A 21948-nucleotide genomic window follows, 5' to 3' on the forward strand; every position below is an offset into this window, starting at 1 on the left:
TAGGTGGCGTTTTAATTATTGGCGAGGGGGCTTTGCAGCACAGATCTGCTGGAAAGGGATTGAAACGGCAGGCAAAGTGATTTACGAGGTCAGTAAATGAGTGTGAGTACCGCTGACAAAATTTTCCTTGGTGTCGCTCTGGTCGACTGTTGAGATGTTTCTGTTTGATAAGAAGGGTCACCACGTCTTCGACAAGGGGCCCGTCGCGGGCGAGCGCGCTCATCCAGTCCAAGTGTCGATATTTCAATAAATGTCTTGTTTGATGAGAGGGCGTTTTTATTCGCACCAACTCCGCGCAGTGGGCTTCAAAAAGGTGCAAAAAATTGCGAAAAATCTATCACCCGCCCCAATAAAAATAGGATAACCCGACTTGGCACAACCGCTGCATAGGTTGCAGTAAGTAATTACATCGTTGCAGCTTTCAACGTCGAAGGCTGCACTTCCCGAGAGAACGGGACCGGACAAAGGTGTCCTCGCCATTAACTGGCGGGACGCCTTTTTTTGTTTGCGCGGAATTGTCGAGCTTACCCCTAGCGGTTCTCGGAGGCCACATGAAACGACTCAAGCTGGTGATGATTGGGAATGGTATGGCGGGTGTCCGCACCCTTGAAGAGCTGATCAAACTGAGTCCGGACCTATACGACATCACCGTATTCGGCGCCGAGCCGCACCCAAACTACAACCGAATCCTGCTGTCGCCGGTCCTGGCCGGTGAGCAAAACTTTGAAGACATCGTGCTCAACGACCTGAGCTGGTACTTGGAAAACAACATCCACCTCCTGCTAAACCGCAAGGCCGTGAAGATCGACCGGACCAAACGCTTGGTCATCGCCGACGATGGCACCGAGGCCCATTACGATCGCCTGCTGATTGCCACCGGCTCGATACCATTCATATTGCCGATCCCGGGCAACACCTTGCAGGGCGTGATTGGCTACCGTGACATCGCCGACACCCAAACCATGATTAATACCGCCAAAACCCACACCCATGCCGTGGTGATTGGCGGCGGGCTGCTGGGTCTTGAAGCAGCCAACGGCCTCAGGTTGCGCGGCATGGACGTGACCGTGGTGCACATCGGCGAATGGCTGATGGAGCGTCAGCTGGACAAAGTTTCCGGGCAATTGCTGCAAACTGAACTGGAAACACGCGGACTGTCGTTCCGCCTGGAAGAATCGACCCAAGCGTTGCTCGACGACGGCAAAGGCCGCGTGAAGTCAGTGCAATTCAAAAATGGCGACGTGATCCCCGCAGACCTGGTGGTCATGGCGGCCGGTATCCGCCCCGCCACCGAACTCGCTGAGCAGTCAGGCATCCCGTGTAATCGCGGCGTCTTGGTCAGCGATACGATGCAAACCTACGACCCACGGGTCTACGCCATTGGCGAGTGCGCCAGCCATCGCGGCATCGCATACGGGCTGGTCGCTCCACTGTTTGAACAGGCAAAAGTCTGTGCGAACCATTTGGCGCAGCTAGGCTTTGCCCGTTACCAAGGCTCGGTTACCTCAACCAAATTAAAAGTGACAGGCGTCGATTTGTTTTCCGCTGGCGACTTCATGGGCGGCGAAGGCACAGAAACCATCACCCTCTCTGACCCGATTGGCCGGGTCTATAAAAAACTGGTGATCAAGGATGACGTGCTTGTAGGCGCCTGCTTGTATGGCGACACGGCAGATGGCGGCTGGTATTTCCGGCAAATTCGGGAAAACGCGCAGATCAATGAAATTCGCGATCACTTGATGTTTGGTGAAAACGCCTTGGGTGACGTCGGCCACCAAGGCCAAGATAAAGCCATGGGCATGGCAGACACCGCTGAAGTCTGCGGCTGCAACGGCGTGTGTAAAGGCACCATCGTCAAAGCGATTCAGGAACACGGGCTGTTTAGCGTCGACGACGTGAAAAAACACACCAAAGCCGCCAGCTCCTGCGGTTCCTGCGCAGGGCTGGTGGAACAGATTTTGATCAACACCGTCGGCGGCGCAGCGGATGTAAAACCGAAAAGCGAAAAAGCCATCTGCGGTTGCAGCGACTTAAACCACGGCCTGATCCGCGCGGCGATCCGCGAGCAGCATTTACTGACCATCGCCAGTGCGATGAGCTACATGAACTGGCGCACTCCCAACGGCTGCGCTACCTGCCGCCCAGCGCTGAACTACTACCTGATTTCTACTTGGCCGGGGGAAGCGAAGGACGATCCACAGTCGCGCCTGATCAACGAGCGCGCCCACGCCAACATTCAGAAAGACGGCACCTACTCGGTGGTTCCACGGATGTGGGGCGGCGTGACCAACCCGTCCGAACTGCGGCGTATCGCTGACGTGGCCGACAAATACAACGTGCCTATGGTCAAGGTCACCGGCGGTCAACGCATCGACTTGTTGGGGATCAAGAAGGAGGACTTGCCGGGAGTCTGGAAAGACCTCGACATGCCATCCGGCCATGCGTATGGCAAATCGATCCGCACGGTAAAAACCTGTGTCGGCAGCGAGTTTTGCCGCTTCGGCACGCAGAACTCGACGCAACTGGGCATTGAACTGGAACACGACCTGTTCAACATGTGGTCACCGCACAAGGTCAAGCTGGCCGTCTCCGGGTGCCCACGCAACTGTTCGGAAGCCGGCATCAAAGACGTCGGCATCATCGGTGTCGATTCCGGTTGGGAGATGTACATCGGCGGCAACGGCGGGATCAAAACCGAAGTCGCGGAGTTTTTTGTCAAACTCAAGACCGCCGAAGAAGTCCGCGAATACAACGGCGCGTTCCTGCAGCTGTACCGCGAAGAAGCGTTCTACCTCGAACGCACCGTGCATTTCCTGCAACGCGTCGGCATGGACTACATCAAGAAAGCCGTGCTGGAAGACGCTGATAAACGCCAGGCGCTGAACGCGCGCTTGCAGTTCTCGCTGTCGTTCGAACAAGACCCTTGGAAGGAACGCATTTCTCAGCCGCTGCTGAAGAAAGAATTCGAACGTATTCCCGTGGAGCTGCTGGCATGAACTGGTTTGACATCTGCGCCCTTGAAGACATCAACCCACTGGGTTCGCGCATCGTCGAAGGCCCCAAGGGCGACATCGCCATCTTTCGCACCAGCGACGACGACGTTTTTGCCCTCGACGACCGTTGCCCGCACAAGGGTGGTCCGCTGTCCCAAGGCTTGATCTACGGCAAGCGTGTTTCGTGCCCGTTGCATAACTGGCAAATCGACCTGGAAACCGGTGATGCACAAGCGCCTGACATCGGCTGCGCACACAAGCACTTGGCCCGAGTTGAAAATGGCCGGGTGCTGTTATCCCTCAAGGAAGCGGGCTGATGCGCCCGCCAGCTGCGACAGAATCCGCCACGCAGATTACGGCCTCGACCTGCTGCTATTGCGGTGTCGGTTGCGGCGTACTGATCGAACACGATGGCGAGCGCATTCTCGGTGTCAGCGGTGATCCGCAACACCCCGCCAACTTCGGCAAGCTCTGCAGCAAAGGCGCGAGCCTGCACCTGACTGGCGACGTCACGGCCCGAGCGCTGTACCCGGAATTGCGCTTGGGCAAAACCCTCGCGCGCAGCCCAACAGATTGGGACACCGCACTGGAGCATGCGGCCAATGTCTTCGCCGAGACCATTCGTGAGCACGGCCCAGACAGCGTTGCGTTCTATGTGTCAGGGCAACTCCTGACCGAAGACTATTACGCATTCAACAAGCTCGCGCGGGCCTTGGTCGGCACCAACAATATCGACAGTAATTCGCGGCTGTGCATGTCCTCCGCCGTGGTCGGCTACAAGCGCAGCCTGGGCGCGGACTCACCGCCGTGCAATTACGAAGACATCGAACTCAGCGATTGCGTGATGATCGTCGGCAGCAATATGGCCTACGCCCACCCGGTGTTGTTTCGCCGGTTGGAAGAAGCAAAAAGCTTACGGCCCGAGATGAAAATCATCGTCGTTGATCCGCGCCGCACCGACACCTGCGATTTGGCCGATATGCACCTGGCGATTCAGCCCGGCACCGACGTCGCGCTGTTTCACGGTATTTTGCACTTGCTGCTATGGGAAGACTGGGTTGACCGCAGCTTCATCAGTGCCCACACCCAAGGCTACGCCGAGCTGAAAAGCCTGGTCCGCGATTACACCCCACAGATGGTCTCGGAGATATGCGGTATACCGGTTGAGCAACTGCACGCCTGCGCACAATGGGTCGGCACCGCGCCAAGTTTTTTGTCGCTGTGGTGCATGGGATTAAACCAGTCCACCTCAGGCAGCGCGAAGAACAGCGCGCTGATCAATTTACACCTTGCTACCGGTCAGATCGGGCGCCCTGGCGCAGGGCCGTTCTCACTAACCGGTCAGCCTAACGCCATGGGCGGACGCGAAACCGGCAGCCTGTCGAACCTGTTGCCGGGCCACCGCGAAGCCGGCAACGCCGCGCATCGCGAGGAAGTCGCAGCCTACTGGGGCGTCGATGCATTGCCCGAAACACCCGGATTGTCAGCTATCGAGCTATTCGAACAGCTGCAAACCGGCAAAATCAAAGCGTTGTGGATCGCCTGCACTAACCCTGCACAGTCGCTACCGGATCAGCAGAAAATCCGCGAAGCCCTGACCACCTGCCCATTTGTGGTCTTGCAAGAAGCGTATAGAACTACCGAAACCTGCACGTTTGCCGACCTGCTGTTACCCGCCGCCAGTTGGGGCGAAAAAGACGGCACTGCGACTAATTCGGAACGACGCATTTCCCGTGTCCGCAAAGCGATAGCTGCGCCGGGTCAAGCACGCTCGGACTGGGCAATTACGGTTGATTTTGCTCAGCGGCTAGAGCAACGCCTGCGCCCTGGAAAAACCAGCCTGTTTGCTTTCGATGGGCCTCAAGCATTGTTCGATGAATACAAACAGCTGACCCGTGAGCGCGATCTGGACCTGTCAGGCATCAGCTATGCGCTGCTTGAACAGCGTGGCCCCCAACAATGGCCCTTCCCGGTGGGCGCCGAAACCGGGACAGCGCGCTTATACCTTGATGGGATTTTCCCGACGGAGTCCGGCCGCGCCACGTTCGTAACCGAACCCTACCGTGCAGCAAAGGAGCTGCGTGATGCGCGCTTTCCGCTGACCCTGAACACCGGACGCCTGCGTGATCAATGGCACGGCATGAGCCGCACCGGCACCGCTGCGCAGTTGTTCGGCCATGTCAGCGAAGCGGTTTTAAGCCTGCACCCGGATGAATTACGCCGCCATCGTCTACAGGCAGGCGATCTGGTCAGTCTGAAAAGCCGCCGTGGCAGCCTGATCGTGCCGGTCACCATTGATGACAGTATTCGTCCCGGCCAAGCATTCTTGCCCATGCATTGGGGTGATCGTTTCCTCAAGGGCGGTGTGAACATTCTGACCCAACCGGCCTTCGACCCCTTGTCGAAACAGCCGGAACTGAAACACACCGGCGTGCGCATCGAAGCCGTGAGTTTGCCGTGGCAGCTGTTTGCATTGGTGGAAGGTGACGTGCAAACCAAAATTGAGGCACTCAGACCCCTGTGTGAGGCATTTGCCTACGTCAGCCTCAGTTTGGCCGGACGTGAACGTCCAGCGCTGCTGATTCGAGCCGCAGGCGCTCAGGCACCCGACAATCAATTGCTGACCCAGATTGATCAACTACTGGGCCTGAATGAAGGTCCGGTGCTGTCTTACGACGACCCTCGCCGCTCGATTGGCAAGCGGGTGCGGATTGAACACGGCCGCATTATTGCCATTCGCTTGGCCGGAGAGACCATCGCCCGGCATTGGCTGCAAAGCCTTTGGCTCGAAGGCCGCGCCGACGAGCAATTACGCCGCTGGCTGTTGGCACCGATCAGCACTCCACCCGGTAACGCCGCCGCCATGCCGCACAGCAGCAAGGTCGTGTGCAACTGCATGAACGTCAGCGAAAGCGCGGTAGTGGGGGGCATTGGTCGCGGGCTGGATTTGATTCAACTGAAAACACAGCTGGGGTGCGGCAGCCAATGTGGCTCCTGCGTACCGGAAATCAAACGGCTGCTGGCGGTCAACCCGCTAGCGGTCGCGGTCCACCAATGAGGGGTGACGGCATGAGCGCAAAAGTCTGGCTGGTAGGTGCAGGTCCCGGCGACCCTGAGTTGTTGACACTCAAAGCTGTGCGCGCACTGCGCGAAGCGGATGTGGTACTGATCGATGATCTGGTCAACGTCGCGATCCTTGAGCACTGCGCTTCAGCCCGGGTCATTGCGGTCGGCAAACGCGGCGGCTGTCGCTCTACGCCGCAAGCGTTCATCCACCGACTGATGCTGCGTTACGCCCGCCAGGGTAAATGCGTGGTCCGACTGAAAGGGGGTGATCCATGTATTTTTGGACGCGGTGGCGAAGAGGCTGATTGGCTTCGGGCTCAAGGCATTGAAGTCGAACTGGTCAACGGCATAACGGCCGGACTGGCGGGGGCAACTCAATGTGGTATTTCACTGACACTGCGCGGCGTTAGCCGGGGCGTTACGCTGGTCACGGCTCACACTCAGGACGGCAGCAGCCTCAACTGGCAGGCCTTGGCGCAAAGCGGCACCACGCTGGTGGTATACATGGGCGTCGCCAAGCTCTCGGAAATCCGCGACAACCTGATGGCCGGTGGCTTGTCGGCGAACACGCCGGTGGCAATGATCGAAAACGCCTCGCTGCCCCATCAGCGCGAATGCCGTAGCACTCTGGCCGAAATGCAAACAGACGCCCTCGCTTTTGAGCTCAAAAGCCCGGCGATATTAGTGATTGGTGAAGTCGCGGCGAGTGCGGCGGCAGTGGTCGAACAGGCTCAGTTTGGTTAATGCGTCCATAACGTCTTGCGGGACGATTCTATAGCCAACCTGATGGCGAGGCGGGCACCACGGCGTGCTTGAAGCGCTGCGGTGTTTGTTATATCGCCAACAAATTGCAATTTGGTTGGAGACCCTTTACCCGCTTCCCGAATAAATTCGGTCCCACAGATGATGGCGATGCACAGATTCTGTAGGAGTTGTCGAAGGCTGCGATAAGTCCGCAGTACCTTTGTATTCATCAAATCGCACGCAAAGAAAAGCCCGGCCTGAGCCGGGCTTTTCTACGAGGCTTTAGCTACAAATTACTGAGCAGCTTTTGCTTCGACTGCAGCTTCTACGCGACGGTTGATTGCGCGGCCAGCTTCAGTTTTGTTGTCTGCAACTGGACGGGTTTTGCCGTAACCAACCGAGCTCACGCGACCAGCGCCAACACCGTACTGGCTAACCAAAACTTGTTTGACAGCGTTAGCGCGCTTCTCAGACAGTTTTTGGTTGTAAGCGTCAGGACCGACGGAGTCAGTGTGACCTTCAACAGTGGTGCTGGTTTGTGGGTACTGCTTCATGAAGTCAGCGAGGTTCTTGATGTCGGCGTAGCTGTTAGGCTTAACGACAGCTTTGTTGAAGTCAAATTTGACGTCCAACTGAACACGTACGACTTGTGGAGCAGCTTCCATTGGAGCTTCTACAGGCGCTTCAGCAACTGGCTGTGGAGCCGGTGCTGGAGCCGGTGCTGGCTTGGAGCCACCACCAAAGTTAACGCCCAAGCCGATGGTAGGAGCGTAGTCCCACTTGCCGTTATCCAGCTTGTAGTCAGCGTCTACGCCAGCACGTGCATACAAGTTGTCTGTGATGTACCACTTGGCACCAGCACCGATGGTTGCGAAGGTGGACGAGTCACGACCCTTGTAACCGTCAGCTTCAACGCCGGTCATGCTCTGGTGAGCAAAGCCGCCGGAAACGTATGGACGGATAGCATCACCAACGGTACCGAAGTGGTACATACCGGCCAGGGAGCTAGTGTCGCCATGAATCTTCTGGTTGCCGGTATCGCCGTTGGAACGCGTGTAATTAGTTTTGCCATAGCCCAGGATAACTTCAACGTCGTCGGTCAAGAAGTAGCCGATGGAAGCACCAGCGGTGCGGCCGTCTTCTACGTGGTTGACGCTGTCGTTGTAGTTCTTCTGGTAGAAGGCCTCACCCTCGACCGCGCCTTGGCCTTGCGCCAGAACGCCGAACGAAGCTACGGCAACAACAGAACCAATGGCAATGCCCAAGGTGTTTTTCAGTTTCATCCGTTAAATCCCCATCTGGTGATTGTTAAGAAGCCCTTCGTACTGAAGGACAACTCGACGACAAGTCTATCAGAACTTGTCTGCACGTTAGAGATATTTGCCCCGAGTTAAGTTTCGGTAATGCCCGCAAATTTCTCACGTAGTTTATCAAGCGCGCGTTTGTAGCGCATTTTTGTGGCACTCAGGCCCATGTGCATGATGTCCGCAATTTCTTGAAATTCTAGCTCTGCGACAAATCGTAGCACCAGAATTTCCCGATCGATTGGATTCACATGCACAAGCCAGCGATCAAGCCCGCCCTGCTCTTCAGGTGCAGGCGACTTGTCATCTGCCGCCTCCTCAAGTGGGTCCAGACTCAACGCGTCCATTAAGCGACGCTTCCGCCGTTCCTTCCTGTACTGCGTAATACATTCGTTGTAAGTGATGCTGTAGAGCCAGGTTTTGAACTTCGATTTTCCTTCGAAATTTTTCAAGCCATACAACACTTTAAGCATCACTTCCTGACAGACATCATCAGCATCGCGATCGTTCCCTAAATAACGTGCACATACGTTAAAAAGTGTTCGCTGGTAGCGTCGCATCAACTCTTCATATGCCCGAGTCACATGAAACAGCTCGACGTGCGACCGCGCCACCAACTCCTCATCAGAGAGTTCGCGGGGATCGTAGCGCATGGACAGCGATTGGGGCTTATTCAAAAAAACTCATGCCGACAGTAAGGTCTATCAGGTCAATGTCCGCCACTGCCATACTTCCAGCAATTTGTGGCGGCACAGGGTAGCAGAATTTGCCGGGTTAGCGGCTGAACACTTGCTGTTCGAGCAGAATTCGGTTGGACAAGGATACCAACTCCCCTTCATCGGTCAGCAGCGTCGTTTTTACCGTACCCATTTCTTCAATCTGCCCTTCGACTTCACCCACCCGCACTTGTTGCCCCACTTGATATAACTCACGCACATATATTCCCGCAAGAATTTGGCCTGCAATTTCACGACTGCCCAAGCCCATTGCCAGCGCGAATGCCAGACCAACGGTAATCAAGCCGATCACAATTACATGGTTGAGCAGGTCGGTTTTAACCTCTAACTGACTGATCGCGACCGAAATACTGATGATAATAACGAGCCCTTGGGCGATTCGTCCCAAGCCAGCGGAGTAATCAAGCCCTACACCCTCAGCGGCACCGCGTACAAGTCCATTGGCCAGTTGGGCCAAGAGTACCCCTACCAGCAATACCAACGCAGCGCCGAATACCTTTGGCAGATACAACGCCAACATATCCAACGTCGCCGATACCCGTTCAAGACCGAGCGACTCAGCAGCCGAGACAAGGAAAATAAGCAGCACGAACCAATAGACGATTTTGCCAATCAGCGTTGATATCGGCACCTGTACGCCAGCTCGCGCAATCAACTTGGTCAGGCCTGTACCGCCCATCAACCGATCAAGACCGAGTTTAGCCAGCAGTTTCGATAGCAGGGTGTCCAGCAGCTTGGCGACAACAAACCCGAGCAGCACCACAATTAGGGCGCCGAAAAGGTTTGGAATGAAATTAGCGACTTTAGTCCACAACACCGTCATGGCGGTGACTAGGCTCTGCGTCCAGAGGTTGAGTTCCATGTTCAATCAGCCTTATCAGCAGGGCGAGCAGAAGAAAGGGTACGGCGGGAAACCGGACTTACATGCGGTGAACCATTGTTCACTCCAATCATTAGAGCTTGGGACCAGCGACCTAACAGTTTGAATAAATCACCAGCACCTATCTGACGGTTCGCAGTTTTCAAAACGCGGCCCAGGCAAGCATCGTCATCCCTGTTAGAGGATGAGGCGTTGAGCATGTCGCGCAGTGATTTTTCGAAAGGGTCGTGCATAGGTAACCTCACGCAATGTCACTGAATGACGCAATGGAATTTGTTTGAGTCACAAATGGGTCATTCGGTAGCGAAAAAAATCGAACATTTACACCCAGCGTAATCGCCGAAATAGCCAGTACTGACCAATTCCCACGGCGCCCATAATTGAACAGGCGATCAGAAACCCGTAAGGATTAGTTGAGCCGGGAACACCCCCAACGTTCACGCCCAACAACCCTGTCAGAAAGCTCATCGGCAGAAAGATTCCGGTAATAATACCGAACCGGTACATGACCCGATTCATGCGCTCGCTGAGGCGCCTGTCCTCGGTTTCCAAGACCAATCCCACACGCTCGCGGGTCAGTTCAAGCTCTTCAAGGTAGCGAGTCAAACTGTTGTTAAGTTCGTTCCAGTAATTAGCATCATCTACGACAAACCACGGCACTTTATTGCGGGTCAGTTGCGCGTACACCTCGCGTTGCGGCGCTAGAAACCGGCGCAACCCCGCAGCGCGACGACGGATATGCAACATATCGCCATGGTCAGCTGAATACCGCTCGTCAGCGTCTATCTTTTCTTCCTCCACATCGACCAGCTCTGACAACTCGCCGATGAGTGCCTGAACCTTATCGGTGAGGTATTGAGCCAGATAGAGAATTAATTCGGAGGCGGTTTTAGGGCCAACACCAGCAGTGAGGCATTCGATTAGTTCATCGGTGGCGCGCAATTGACGCAGCCGTAGCGAGATAACCTGCTGTGGCGCGGCAAAAATACGGACCGACACCATGTCTTCGGGCTCGGCGTCAGGATTCAGATTGACCCCGCGCAAAAACAGCAGAAGTTCGGCGTCAGGTAATGGCACCAGACGCGGACGGGTATTTTCTTCCAATAACAAGTCACAACTGAACTCACTCAAACCGCTGGCAGTACGCAACCAGTTTTGGGTCTGCGGGTGCCCGCGATCCCAATGCAGCCACACACTTTCGTGCGGCTGCAACTGAAGACCTTCCAACTCGGTTCGAGCAATGAAACGCGCTCCACCCTGACCATCTAGCACCAGGGCATGTACCAGTCCCCACTGCGCGTTTGTTTCGTCGAACATTCGTTGTCCCGTTATTCCGGCATTTTCAGCATAGATGGCGAAACGATCACGCCATTGTTGTCAGCGTACACGTATTCGCCTGGTCGGAAGGTCACGCCAGCGAAGGTCACCGCTACGTTCAGATCACCGATACCGCGTTTGTCGGTTTTCATCGGGTGGCTGGCCAACGCCTGAACACCCAGATCGGTTTGCGCAATCACGTCAACGTCGCGGATGCAGCCATAAATGACCAAACCTTCCCAGCCGTTTTTTGCGGCTTTTTCGGCAAGCATGTCACCCAGCAACGCCCGACGTAGCGACCCGCCGCCGTCGACCACCAACACTTTACCCTTTCCGTCGAGTTCGACCTGGTCCTTGACCAACGAGTTGTCCTCGAAGCATTTTATGGTAACGATCTGGCCACCAAACGAATCACGACCGCCAAAATTGCTGAACATCGGCTCAACGACCTGCACCAGTTCCGGATAGGCGTCGCACAGATCAGGGGTGATGTAATGCATGGGTGAACTCCTTTCAGTGAAAGAACGACCATTTCATAGGATATGGAATGACGAATTAAACATCGACGCCGATCCGATCGCCGTCGTAGCTAAGGGCAAACATTTTCAAGCCCGGGCATAAAGCTCCCAAGGCTTTCCCGCTGGGCAACAGGAACTCTATGCCATGGCGCTGGCACCGCAATACCCTACCCACGAGCGTTCCCGTTCTCAACGCCGCGCCTTGATGCGGGCAGCTGTCTTCGAGCAGTAGCGGCTGGTTGTCGACCACCAATAACAACAGGTCGCGTCCGCCGACCTTAAACGTTTGCCGGTAACCGTCGTTTAGATTAATCAGGCGCTCAAGTGGCACAAACATAAAAAGGGCCGCGATTCGAAAATGAATGAATACCTAATGCGCCATAGCTTAGCCGCATCTCCGCACTGGCGAAACGATTCAAATGCCGACGCCGACCTCGCTTGCGGCAGATTGCGGCTGTGCCTGAGCGGCTAGCGGGACAATCTGGTCCTGCAACCAGCTAACCACCAACGGCCAAACCTGGGTTTGTGCGCCTTTGCTCACCAGCATGTCAACATGACCGAAGTCATCGCTAAAACCCTGGGCGCGACCGAGGCAGAGGAACTGCCGTTGCGCAGATCCGAATTGTTCATACAGTGCGCGACAGGCCCAGGCTGGATCTTGCTGGTCTGCAACAGCAGCAACAACCAGCACTGGCACCTGCACGTCGCTCAAGCCCGACCACCAGTTGCGGTCTTTGTCGCCGAAATGCTTGAACAACCCGAACCAACGCATGCTTTCCACTGCTAGGCCAATAGGCTCATCTTCCGGACCGCGCTTTAAGCGCGAACCGGAAATGTGCGCAAAACGGCTAAGTATCAAGCGAGCGCCCCATTCCACCAGCGGCACTTTCAGCGGCCAATGAACGCGACTGATTTGACTGCCGAACAATGCCACCGAGGCCACGTCCTCTGAACCTAGGTAATGACCACCCAGCGCAGCGGCGAGCGTGGTGCCACCCAGGGAATGGCCGATCCAGTGCGGGACCTGCCCGGTTTGCTCGCACACAAAAGCCGCGATCGCTGGCAAGTCGTAGCGTGCGTAATCCGCCACACGATTGTGTCGGTAGCGCTGATTGCGCGACGAAAGACCGTGACCGCGCATTTCGGGTATCCAGACGTCGAAACCCGTTCGGGCCAAATACGCCCCCAGGCCGACGCCCTTGGGCGAATACCAGAAACGTCTATTGGAAAAACTGCCATGTAACAAAATGACCGGCACGCCTCGCACGTCCGTGCTGTCGGCTCGGCCGAGACGGGTCACGGCCAGCTCGACGCTGATGTCCGGGCTATTGGCTGGTTTTAAACGGTAAACATCCTCGATAAGATCGCCACGACGTTCGGCGCTGATCAAGGCCACAGGAAAGAGGTCGCTGCTGCTTTGCATATTGCTCTTGCACAAAAAAGGCGGCTTCGAGGAAACCGCCCTGCTGAAAAATGACCGACCCACCGAAGTGGGTCAGCGCTTTAGCGTTTCACATCAGACCGGCGCTTGCGCCTCGGCGAGGAAGAACCAGGTTTCCAATACCGAATCCGGGTTCAACGATACGCTTTCAATGCCCTGATCCATCAGCCAACGAGCCAGATCCGGGTGATCGGATGGTCCCTGACCGCAGATGCCGATGTATTTGCCGGCCTTGTTACACGCCTGAATCGCGTTCGACAGCAGCTTTTTCACTGCGGGGTTACGCTCGTCAAACAGGTGCGCGATGATCCCCGAGTCGCGGTCCAGACCCAACGTCAGCTGGGTCAGGTCGTTGGAACCAATCGAGAAGCCGTCGAAGAACTCAAGGAACTCTTCAGCCAGGATCGCGTTGGATGGTAATTCGCACATCATGATGATGCGTAGACCATTTTCACCGCGTGTCAGGCCATTAGCGGCCAGCAGGTCAATGACCTGACTCGCTTCACCTAAGGTCCGCACGAACGGCACCATGATTTCGACGTTGGTCAGGCCCATCTCGTTGCGTACACGCTTGAGGGCGCGGCATTCGAGCTCGAAGCAATCGCGGAAACTTTCGCTGATGTAACGCGATGCGCCACGGAAACCCAGCATTGGGTTTTCTTCTTCCGGCTCGTACAACTTGCCGCCGATCAGGTTGGCGTATTCGTTGGACTTGAAGTCCGACAAACGCACGATGACTTTCTTCGGCGTGAACGCTGCGGCCAAGGTGCTGATGCCTTCGACCAGTTTTTCCACATAGAAACCTACCGGATCGTCATAGCCAGCGATGCGCTTGTCAACGCTGTCTTTGATGTCCTGCGGCAAACCGGCGTAATTCAACAACGCCTTGGGATGCACGCCGATCATGCGGTTGATGATGAATTCCAGTCGCGCCAAGCCGACACCGGCATTGGGCAACTGGGCAAAATCGAAGGCACGGTCAGGATTGCCGACGTTCATCATGATTTTGAACGGCAGATCAGGCATGGCATCGACAGAGTTTTTCTTGATGTCAAAGCCCAGCTCACCTTCGAAGATGTACCCGGTATCGCCTTCTGCACAAGAAACAGTGACGCCCTGCCCGTCTTTCAACAATTCAGTCGCGTTGCCGCAGCCCACGACTGCCGGGATACCCAGCTCGCGAGCGATGATCGCCGCGTGGCAAGTACGGCCACCACGGTTGGTGACAATGGCGCTGGCGCGCTTCATGACCGGTTCCCAATCGGGGTCGGTCATGTCGGACACCAGCACGTCGCCCGGCTGAACCTTGTCCATCTCGGACACATCTTTGATGATCCGCACTTTACCCGCGCCGATGCGCTGGCCAATGGCGCGACCTTCCACCAGCACCGTGCCGGTTTCCTTAAGAAGGTAACGCTCCATGACGTTGGCCGAGGTCCGACTTTTCACCGTTTCAGGACGGGCCTGAACGATGTACAGCTTGCCGTCGTCACCGTCTTTGGCCCACTCAATGTCCATCGGGCACTTGTAGTGCTTTTCGATGATCATCGCTTGTTTGGCCAGCTCGCTGACTTCCGCATCGCTCAAGCAAAAGCGTGCGCGATCTGCGGGGGCGACATCGATAACCTTCACCGATTTACCGGCTTTGGCTTCGTCGCCATAAATCATCATGATCGCTTTGCTGCCCAAGTTGCGGCGCAAGATGGCTGGGCGACCGGCTGCGAGGGTATTTTTGTGAACGTAGAACTCGTCCGGGTTAACCGCTCCCTGGACAACGGTTTCGCCCAGACCGTAAGCACCGGTGATGAACACCACGTCACGGAAGCCGGATTCGGTGTCCAGGGTGAACATCACGCCGGCCGTACCGGTTTCAGACCGGACCATGCGCTGCACGCCCGCCGACAAGGCGACCAACTTATGATCGAAGCCTTGGTGCACACGATAAGAAATGGCACGGTCGTTGAACAACGACGCAAATACTTCCTTGGCCGCACGGATGACGTTTTCAACGCCGCGGATATTCAGGAAGGTTTCTTGCTGGCCGGCAAACGAGGCGTCCGGCAAGTCTTCGGCGGTGGCTGAAGATCGCACAGCTACGGCCAAGTTGGGATTACCGGCCGACAATTCAGCGAAAGCCGTGCGAATTTCCGCGTTGAGCTTCTCGGGAAACTCGGCTTCCATGATCCAGGCGCGGATTTGCGCACCGGTCCTGGCCAATGCGTTGACGTCATCGACGTCAAGCGCATCAAGCGCGGCATGGATCTGATCGTTCAAACCGCTTAACTCAAGAAAATCACGATACGCTTGAGCCGTAGTGGCGAAGCCACCGGGAACCGAAACGCCGGCGCCCGCGAGGTTGCTGATCATCTCGCCGAGGGATGCGTTCTTGCCCCCCACGTGCTCTACATCATGGACGCCGAGCTTATCGAGGGAAACTACGTACTCTACCAAGGTGATCTCTCCACTAACTGTGTTGGGAAAAGCTCAGGGCGCTGAAACTACAGGAGCGGTCTCGAGCGTGTGTGGCCTGGACCTGCAAAATGAGTGAAAATGCCGGCTCTCAAGGACCGCCAGCGGGCCTATCATATCTAACATTCATCATCAGCTTAAGGCCCCGGCGCAAATGAAACGATCTGCCTTCTTTATCTCCGACGGCACAGGTATCACCGCTGAGACCCTCGGCCAAAGCCTGTTGGCTCAATTCGAAAACATTACGTTCAGCAAGTTCACGCGTCCTTATATCGACAGTGTCGAAAAGGCGCGCGCAATGGTACAACAAATCAACGCCGCCGCCGATAAGGATGAACTGCGACCCATCATTTTCGACACCATCGTCAATCAGGAAATTCGCGAAATACTGGCGACATCTAACGGCTTCATGATCGATATTTTTTCGACATTCCTTTCCCCGTTAGAGCTGGAGCTTAGTTCACACTCGTCCTATTCAGTGGGAAAATCCCACTCCATTGGTCACAACTCAAACTATATGGAGCGCATCGAAGCCGTGAATTTCGCCCTCGATAACGACGACGGCGCTCGTACTCATTATTACGACAAGGCTGACTTGATCCTGGTCGGCGTCTCACGCTGCGGAAAAACCCCTACCTGCCTGTATATGGCAATGCAATTCGGCATTCGTGCCGCCAACTATCCGCTGACCGAAGACGACATGGAGCGCCTGCAATTACCCGCTGCGCTCAAGGAACATCGCAACAAATTGTTCGGTCTGACCATCGACCCGGATCGTCTCACCGCCATTCGCCACGAGCGTAAACCCAACAGCCGTTATTCCAGCTACGCGCAATGCGAGTTCGAAGTACGGGAAGTAGAAAGCCTGTTCCGTCGTGAAAATATCCCGCATATAAATTCCACGCATTTTTCGGTAGAAGAAATCTCCGCGAAAATCCTCGTTGAAAAAGGCGTGGAGCGCAGATTCAAATAATTTTCTCGGTAGGAGCCAACGTGTTGGCGAGAAGGCCCGACGCGGTATGTCAGACCTGACGCCTAGCCAACAAGTTGGCAACCGATTAAATAACAAATAAATCCACAAACCTATTCACCGGTGTCGCCTCTAACGTCGCCTGGTCTTTGCATAGCGCCACTATTTCAGCGCTGCGCTGAGCGGTAAACCGTGTCGCCAGGTTGGCTTTGAATTTGTCTTCCAGCAATGGAATGCCGTCCGCCCGACGGCGACGGTGGCCAATTGGGTATTCCACAACCACCTTCTCGGTGCTGGTGCCATCCGTGAAAAAAACCTGAATCGCGTTGGCGATTGAACGTTTGTCGGCTTCGAGGTATTCACGGGTGTAAAGCGGGTCTTCGACGATCACCATCTTCTCGCGCAACTCATCGATTATCGGGTGAGCCGCATGAAAGTCATCCTCATATTGCTCGGCAATCAAGTTGCCAAACACTAAAGGCACAGCGGTCATGTACTGGATGCAATGGTCACGATCCGCCGCATTGGCCAAGGCGCCCTGTTTTGAAATAATTCGAATCGCTGATTCATGGGTAGTGATAACGATTTTATCGATCTCATGCAGACGATTCTTCACCTGCGGGTGCAGGGACACTGCCGCTTCACACGCGGTTTGCGCGTGAAACTCTGCCGGGAAGCTGATTTTGAACAGCACGTTTTCCATCACGTAGCTGCCGTAGGACTGGGACAGGCTAAATTGGCGCTTGTCCTCGGCCTTAAGCGCCAGGTCTTTGTTGGTGTGACTGAACAGCACGTCGTAAAAACCCCATTGCGGCGCGCTCAATACGCCCGGAATGCCCATCTCGCCGCGCATAGCAATGTCAGCCAAACGCACCCCTCGACTCGAAGCATCGCCCGCCGCCCAGGATTTACGCGAGCCGGCGTTCGGCGCATGTCGATACGTCCGTAGCGCCTGACCGTCGACAAACGCGTGGGACAGCGCGACCAACAGTTGTTCTCGATTGGCCCCCATCAGTTTGGCGGTCACCGCCGTTGAGGCCACTTTCACCAGCAACACGTGATCAAGGCCAACACGATTAAAGGAGTTTTCCAACGCAATCACGCCCTGAATCTCATGGGCCATGATCATCGCCTCCAACACCGCGCGCATCGTCAGCGGCGCCTCGCCGTTGGCTACCCGCTTCTGCGAAAGATGATCAGCAATGGCAAGAATTCCGCCGAGATTATCGGAAGGATGGCCCCACTCCGCTGCCAGCCAGGTGTCGTTGTAATCGAGCCAACGCACAATACAACCGATGTCCCAGGCGGCCTTGACCGGGTCCAGACGAAAACTGGTGCCCGGCACACGGGCGCCATACGGTACAACCGTGCCTTCAACGATCGGTCCCAGATGTTTGGTGCACTCCGGAAAACGCAGCGCCAACAACCCACAGCCCAAGGTGTCCATCAAACAATTGCGCGCGGTGTTCAGCGCTTCGTCGGAATCGATCTTGTAATCCAGTACATAGTCGGCAATGTCCTGCAGGACCTTGTCGTAGTCAGGACGGTTGTTCAGTTCAACGTTGGCGCTCATTGCAAGTTCTCCGCTTAGTTGGAAATAGCAAAGTTCAAGTGACAAGCTACATGCGGCAAGCAAGAGCACCGCGCGTCATCTTATAGCTTGCAGCTTGAAGCTTGCCCCGGTGGCACTCGAACCGTGCCTTCCATCAACACCCGAGCACTACGGCTCATGATGGCTTTAGTGACTTTCCATTCGCCGTTTTCCTGGGTGGCTTCGGCGCCGACGCGCAAAGTGCCGGAAGGGTGCCCAAAACGCACGGCGCTGCGCTTAATGCCACCCGCAGCGAGGTTGACCAAAGTGCCGGAAATCGCCGCCGCCGTGCCGATAGCCACGGCCGCCGTGCCCATCATCGCGTGGTGCAGTTTGCCCATGGACATCGCCCGCACCAACAGGTCAACATCACCGGTCGCCACGGGTTTACCGCTGGACGCAGTGTAATCGGCAGGCGCCGCGACAATCGCGACCTTGGGCGTGTGCTGGCGTTTGGCGGCTTCGTCGAGGTGCTGGATCAGCCCCATGCGAAGCGCGCCGTGGGCACGAATGCTTTCGAACATCGCCAGTGCCTTGGGGTCGCTGTTAATGTCGCCCTGCAATTCAGTGCCGGTGTAACCGATGGCTTGAGCATTAACGAAAATCGTCGGAATGCCGGCATTGATCATCGTTACTTTCAGCGTGCCAACGCCGGGCACTTCGAGTTCGTCGATCAGATTGCCGGTGGGGAACATCGCCCCCCCCGCTCCGTCTTCCTCAGCTGCCGGGTTCATGAATTCGAGCTGCACCTCGGCGGCGGGAAAGGTCACGCCGTCGAGTTCGAAGTCACCGGTTTCCTGCACTGCGCCGTCAGTCATTGGCACGTGGGCAATAATCGTCTTGCCGATGTTGGCTTGCCAGATGCGCACAATGGCCACGCCGTTCTGCGGGATACGGATGGCGTCGACCAGACCATTGCTGATGGCAAACGGACCGACCGCGGCAGACAGGTTGCCGCAGTTGCCGCTCCAGTCCACGAATGGCTTGTCGATGGAGACCTGACCGAACAAGTAATCGACATCGTGATCCGCTTTGAGGCTTTTCGACAGGATCACTGTCTTACTGGTGCTCGATGTTGCCGCGCCCATGCCGTCGATTTGCTTGTCATACGGATCGGGGCTGCCGATTACCCGCAGCAGCAGTGCATCCCGCGCCGCGCCGGGAAACTGCGCCGCTTCGGGTAGGTCTTGCAGGCGAAAGAACACGCCTTTGCTGGTGCCGCCACGCATGTAGGTGGCGGCTATCTTGATTTGCGGTGCATGAGCCATGAAGTGGTGTCCTGTTGGCTTAAGCCGTGGCCGATTCTAAGAAGTCTTGTGCAAAACGTTGCAGCACGCCGCCCGCTTCGTAGATCGATACTTCTTCGGCAGTGTCGAGGCGGCAGGTGACGGGCACCTCGACTCGCTCGCCATTCTTGCGATTGATCACCAAGGTCAACGTGGTGCGTGGAATACGTTCGCCGATCACGTCGAAGGTCTCGCTGCCGTCGATACCCAACGTGGTGCGATTGACACCCGGTTTGAACTCCAACGGCAATACGCCCATGCCCACCAGATTGGTCCGGTGAATACGCTCGAAACCTTCTGCGGCGATGGCTTCTACTCCCGCCAAACGTACCCCTTTGGCCGCCCAGTCCCGGGACGAGCCCTGACCGTAGTCAGCGCCGGCAATGATAATCAGCGGCTGCTTACGCTCCATGTAGGTTTCGATGGCTTCCCACATCCGCGTCACTTGGCCTTCAGGCTCAATGCGCGTCAGTGAGCCTTCCTTGAGCTTGCCGTCGACGATCGCCATTTCGTTGCGCAGGCGAGGGTTAGCAAACGTCGCACGCTGCGCGGTCAAATGGTCGCCCCGGTGGGTGGCGTAGGAGTTGAAGTCGACTTCCGGCAAGCCCATTTTCGCCAGGTACTCACCCGCCGCGCTGTCGAGCATGATGGCGTTGGACGGCGACAGGTGGTCAGTGGTGATGTTGTCCGGCAACACCGCCAGTGGGCGCATGCCCGTGAGGGTGCGCTCGCCGGCCAGTGCGCCTTCCCAATACGGCGGACGGCGGATGTAAGTGCTCTGCGGGCGCCAGTTATAAAGAGGGCCGACTTTGATGCCGTCGTCTTCCTGGATGGCGAACATAGGGATGTACACCTGATTGAACTGCGCAGGCTTGACGCTGGTCTTGAACACCGCGTCGATTTCTTCGTCGGCCGGCCAGATGTCTTTCAGGGTGACTGGATTGCCCTGTGGGTCGATGCCCAGTACATCTTTTTCAATGTCAAAACGGATGGTGCCGGCAATGGCATAGGCCACGACCAACGGCGGCGAGGCAAGGAATGCCTGCTGCGCGTAAGGGTGAATCCGCCCGTCGAAGTTGCGGTTACCGGACAACACGGCGGTGGCGTAGAGCTTGCGCTCCACCACTTCCTGTTGAATGACCGGGTCCAACGCGCCGGACATGCCGTTGCACGAGGTGCAGGCATAGGCCACGACACCGAAGCCCAGCTGTTCCAGTTCCGAGAGCAACCCGCCTTCTTGCAGGTACAACGTTACGGTTTTGGAACCTGGCGCCAGGGAGGTTTTCACCCACGGCTTACGGGTCAGGCCCAAGCGGTTCGCGTTACGCGCCAGCAGCCCGGCGGCAATCATGTTGCGCGGGTTGTTGGTGTTGGTGCAGCTGGTGATCGCGGCAATGATCACCGCGCCATCCGGCATCAGGCCGGGTTCATTTTCGACGATGCCGCTGATGCCGCGGGCAGCCAGTTCGGAAGTAGGAACGCGGCTGTGTGGATTCGACGGCCCGGCAATGTTACGCACCACGCTAGAAAGGTCGAATGAGATCACGCGCTCGTATTCGGCGCTCTTTAAGCTGTCAGCCCAAAGCCCGGATTCTTTGGCATATAGTTCGACCAAACGCACTTGTTCGTCATCGCGACCGGTGAGTTTCAAGTAATCGATGGTTTGTTTATCGATGTAGAACATGGCCGCCGTGGCGCCAAACTCCGGGGTCATGTTGGAAATCGTTGCACGGTCGCCCAAGGTCAGGTGTGCGGCGCCGATGCCATAGAACTCCAGGTAGGAGGACACGACTTTTTGACTGCGCAAGAATTCTGTCAGCGCCAGAACAATGTCGGTAGCAGTAATGCCTTCCTGCGGCTTGCCGCTGAGTTCCACACCAATGATGTCCGGCAGGCGCATCCACGAAGCTCGGCCGAGCATGACGCTTTCAGCTTCAAGGCCGCCCACACCGATGGCGATCACGCCCAATGCGTCAACCATGGGCGTATGACTATCGGTTCCGACCAGCGTGTCCGGGAACGCCACGCCGTTGAGCACCTGAATCACCGGTGACATTCGCTCCAGGTTGATCTGGTGCAGGATGCCGTTGCCCGGTGGAATCACGTCGATGTTCTTGAACGCTTTTTTGGTCCAGTTGATGAAGTGAAACCGGTCCTCGTTGCGACGATCTTCGATCTGGCGGTTCTTTTCAAAAGCGTCTTTTTCGAAACCACCGTGTTCGACCGCCAGTGAGTGGTCAACCACCAACTGCGTCGGCACTACCGGGTTGACCAACGACGGGTCTCCACCTTGGGCAGCAATCGCGTCACGCAAACCGGCGAGGTCGACCAGCGCGGTCTGGCCCAAAATGTCGTGGCACACCACCCGCGCCGGGAACCACGGAAAGTCGAGATCACGCTTGCGATCAATCAACTGACCCAGCGATGCCTTCAGCGTAGCCGGGTCACAGCGGCGCACCAGGTTCTCGGCAAACACGCGAGAGGTGTACGGCAGCGTGTCGTAGGACCCCGGCTTGATGGCCTCAACCGCAGCACGCGTGTCGAAAAAATCCAGGCGGGTGCCGGGCAGGGATTTGCGGTATTCACTGTTCATGGCAATGGGGACTCGATCACGGGCTGTTCAAAGGGTCGG

17 protein-coding genes are annotated in these 21948 nt (G+C 56.5%); 5 read left to right on the plus strand and 12 right to left on the minus strand.

Going from position 1 to position 21948, the window contains the following annotated elements:
* Positions 1 to 551: 551 nt before the first annotated feature.
* Genes nirB through cobA form a run of 4 tightly spaced genes read left to right on the plus strand, consistent with a single transcriptional unit; the run spans position 552 to position 6803 of the window.
* Complete coding sequence (gene nirB, locus RGW60_RS08210; RefSeq protein WP_322203669.1) at positions 552 to 2996, plus strand: nitrite reductase large subunit NirB; 2445 nt, start codon at positions 552 to 554, stop codon at positions 2994 to 2996.
* Complete coding sequence (nirD, locus tag RGW60_RS08215) at positions 2993 to 3310, plus strand: nitrite reductase small subunit NirD (protein ID WP_322203671.1); 318 nt, start codon at positions 2993 to 2995, stop codon at positions 3308 to 3310. The genes nirB and nirD overlap by 4 nt, the downstream gene beginning before the upstream one ends.
* Positions 3310 to 6051, plus strand: a complete 2742-nt coding sequence (locus RGW60_RS08220) for a molybdopterin-dependent oxidoreductase (RefSeq protein ID WP_322203673.1) — start codon at positions 3310 to 3312, stop codon at positions 6049 to 6051. The genes nirD and RGW60_RS08220 overlap by 1 nt, the downstream gene beginning before the upstream one ends.
* A gap of 11 nt (positions 6052 to 6062) precedes the next feature.
* The gene (gene cobA, locus RGW60_RS08225; RefSeq protein WP_322203675.1) at positions 6063 to 6803 is read left to right on the plus strand and encodes a uroporphyrinogen-III C-methyltransferase; all 741 of its coding nucleotides are present in this window, start codon (positions 6063 to 6065) and stop codon (positions 6801 to 6803) included.
* Positions 6804 to 7096: 293 nt separating this feature from the next.
* Here the strand turns inward: cobA and RGW60_RS08230 are convergent, their stop codons facing one another.
* From RGW60_RS08230 to ppsA, 9 genes are all read right to left on the minus strand, one after another.
* A complete protein-coding gene (locus RGW60_RS08230; protein ID WP_322203677.1) occupies positions 7097 to 8086 on the minus strand; it encodes an OmpA family protein in 990 nt (329 codons plus the stop codon).
* Positions 8087 to 8193: 107 nt separating this feature from the next.
* Entirely contained in the window at positions 8194 to 8784 is a 591-nt protein-coding gene (sigX, locus tag RGW60_RS08235; protein WP_322203679.1) for an RNA polymerase sigma factor SigX, read from the minus strand.
* A 97-nt stretch (positions 8785 to 8881) separates the two neighbouring features.
* On the minus strand, positions 8882 to 9706 hold the full coding sequence (locus RGW60_RS08240; RefSeq protein ID WP_322203681.1) for a mechanosensitive ion channel family protein: 825 nt from the start codon (positions 9704 to 9706) through the stop codon (positions 8882 to 8884).
* Between the two features lie 2 nt (positions 9707 to 9708).
* Complete coding sequence (locus RGW60_RS08245) at positions 9709 to 9957, minus strand: CrfX protein (protein ID WP_322203683.1); 249 nt, start codon at positions 9955 to 9957, stop codon at positions 9709 to 9711.
* Between the two features lie 88 nt (positions 9958 to 10045).
* Entirely contained in the window at positions 10046 to 11041 is a 996-nt protein-coding gene (locus tag RGW60_RS08250) for a zinc transporter ZntB (protein ID WP_322203685.1), read from the minus strand.
* Positions 11042 to 11052: 11 nt separating this feature from the next.
* Positions 11053 to 11541 carry a ribonuclease E activity regulator RraA gene (gene rraA / locus RGW60_RS08255; protein ID WP_322203687.1) on the minus strand — a complete coding sequence of 163 codons (489 nt, stop codon included), beginning with the start codon at positions 11539 to 11541 and terminating at the stop codon, positions 11053 to 11055.
* Positions 11542 to 11596: 55 nt separating this feature from the next.
* Positions 11597 to 11896: a Rieske (2Fe-2S) protein gene (locus RGW60_RS08260; protein WP_322203689.1), complete on the minus strand. Its 300-nt coding sequence runs from the start codon at positions 11894 to 11896 to the stop codon at positions 11597 to 11599.
* Between the two features lie 78 nt (positions 11897 to 11974).
* Complete coding sequence (locus RGW60_RS08265; RefSeq protein WP_322203691.1) at positions 11975 to 12982, minus strand: alpha/beta fold hydrolase; 1008 nt, start codon at positions 12980 to 12982, stop codon at positions 11975 to 11977.
* Positions 12983 to 13075: 93 nt separating this feature from the next.
* A complete protein-coding gene (ppsA, locus tag RGW60_RS08270) occupies positions 13076 to 15451 on the minus strand; it encodes a phosphoenolpyruvate synthase (RefSeq protein ID WP_322203693.1) in 2376 nt (791 codons plus the stop codon).
* Positions 15452 to 15623: 172 nt separating this feature from the next.
* Here ppsA and RGW60_RS08275 point away from each other — a divergent pair, with 172 nt between their 5' ends.
* The gene (locus tag RGW60_RS08275; RefSeq protein ID WP_322203695.1) at positions 15624 to 16442 is read left to right on the plus strand and encodes a pyruvate, water dikinase regulatory protein; all 819 of its coding nucleotides are present in this window, start codon (positions 15624 to 15626) and stop codon (positions 16440 to 16442) included.
* A gap of 85 nt (positions 16443 to 16527) precedes the next feature.
* Here the strand turns inward: RGW60_RS08275 and prpD are convergent, their stop codons facing one another.
* The 3 genes from prpD to acnD form a co-directional block, all read right to left on the minus strand.
* On the minus strand, positions 16528 to 18012 hold the full coding sequence (gene prpD, locus RGW60_RS08280; RefSeq protein ID WP_322203697.1) for a 2-methylcitrate dehydratase: 1485 nt from the start codon (positions 18010 to 18012) through the stop codon (positions 16528 to 16530).
* Positions 18013 to 18092: 80 nt separating this feature from the next.
* Positions 18093 to 19298, minus strand: coding sequence for a 2-methylaconitate cis-trans isomerase PrpF (gene prpF / locus RGW60_RS08285; RefSeq protein ID WP_322203699.1), 1206 nt, complete (start codon positions 19296 to 19298; stop codon positions 18093 to 18095).
* Positions 19299 to 19317: 19 nt separating this feature from the next.
* A complete protein-coding gene (acnD, locus tag RGW60_RS08290; RefSeq protein WP_322203701.1) occupies positions 19318 to 21909 on the minus strand; it encodes a Fe/S-dependent 2-methylisocitrate dehydratase AcnD in 2592 nt (863 codons plus the stop codon).
* Positions 21910 to 21948 lie beyond the last annotated feature (39 nt).

The organism is Pseudomonas sp. AB6, from assembly GCF_034314105.1.
Taxonomy (GTDB): Bacteria; Pseudomonadota; Gammaproteobacteria; order Pseudomonadales; family Pseudomonadaceae; genus Aquipseudomonas.

What these genes read in the sequence shown, in the direction of transcription:
- RGW60_RS08220 (WP_322203673.1), top strand. Translation starts at nt 3,310, where the DNA reads ATGCGCCCGCCAGCTGCGACAGAATCCGCCACGCAGATTACGGCCTCG.
- RGW60_RS08245 (WP_322203683.1), bottom strand. Translation starts at nt 9,957, where the DNA reads ATGCACGACCCTTTCGAAAAATCACTGCGCGACATGCTCAACGCCTCA.
- prpD (WP_322203697.1), bottom strand. Translation starts at nt 18,012, where the DNA reads ATGAGCGCCAACGTTGAACTGAACAACCGTCCTGACTACGACAAGGTC.
- RGW60_RS08260 (WP_322203689.1), bottom strand. Translation starts at nt 11,896, where the DNA reads ATGTTTGTGCCACTTGAGCGCCTGATTAATCTAAACGACGGTTACCGG.
- RGW60_RS08240 (WP_322203681.1), bottom strand. Translation starts at nt 9,706, where the DNA reads ATGGAACTCAACCTCTGGACGCAGAGCCTAGTCACCGCCATGACGGTG.
- RGW60_RS08250 (WP_322203685.1), bottom strand. Translation starts at nt 11,041, where the DNA reads ATGTTCGACGAAACAAACGCGCAGTGGGGACTGGTACATGCCCTGGTG.
- nirD (WP_322203671.1), top strand. Translation starts at nt 2,993, where the DNA reads ATGAACTGGTTTGACATCTGCGCCCTTGAAGACATCAACCCACTGGGT.
- acnD (WP_322203701.1), bottom strand. Translation starts at nt 21,909, where the DNA reads ATGAACAGTGAATACCGCAAATCCCTGCCCGGCACCCGCCTGGATTTT.
- prpF (WP_322203699.1), bottom strand. Translation starts at nt 19,298, where the DNA reads ATGGCTCATGCACCGCAAATCAAGATAGCCGCCACCTACATGCGTGGC.
- nirB (WP_322203669.1), top strand. Translation starts at nt 552, where the DNA reads ATGAAACGACTCAAGCTGGTGATGATTGGGAATGGTATGGCGGGTGTC.
- rraA (WP_322203687.1), bottom strand. Translation starts at nt 11,541, where the DNA reads ATGCATTACATCACCCCTGATCTGTGCGACGCCTATCCGGAACTGGTG.
- RGW60_RS08230 (WP_322203677.1), bottom strand. Translation starts at nt 8,086, where the DNA reads ATGAAACTGAAAAACACCTTGGGCATTGCCATTGGTTCTGTTGTTGCC.
- RGW60_RS08265 (WP_322203691.1), bottom strand. Translation starts at nt 12,982, where the DNA reads ATGCAAAGCAGCAGCGACCTCTTTCCTGTGGCCTTGATCAGCGCCGAA.
- RGW60_RS08275 (WP_322203695.1), top strand. Translation starts at nt 15,624, where the DNA reads ATGAAACGATCTGCCTTCTTTATCTCCGACGGCACAGGTATCACCGCT.
- cobA (WP_322203675.1), top strand. Translation starts at nt 6,063, where the DNA reads ATGAGCGCAAAAGTCTGGCTGGTAGGTGCAGGTCCCGGCGACCCTGAG.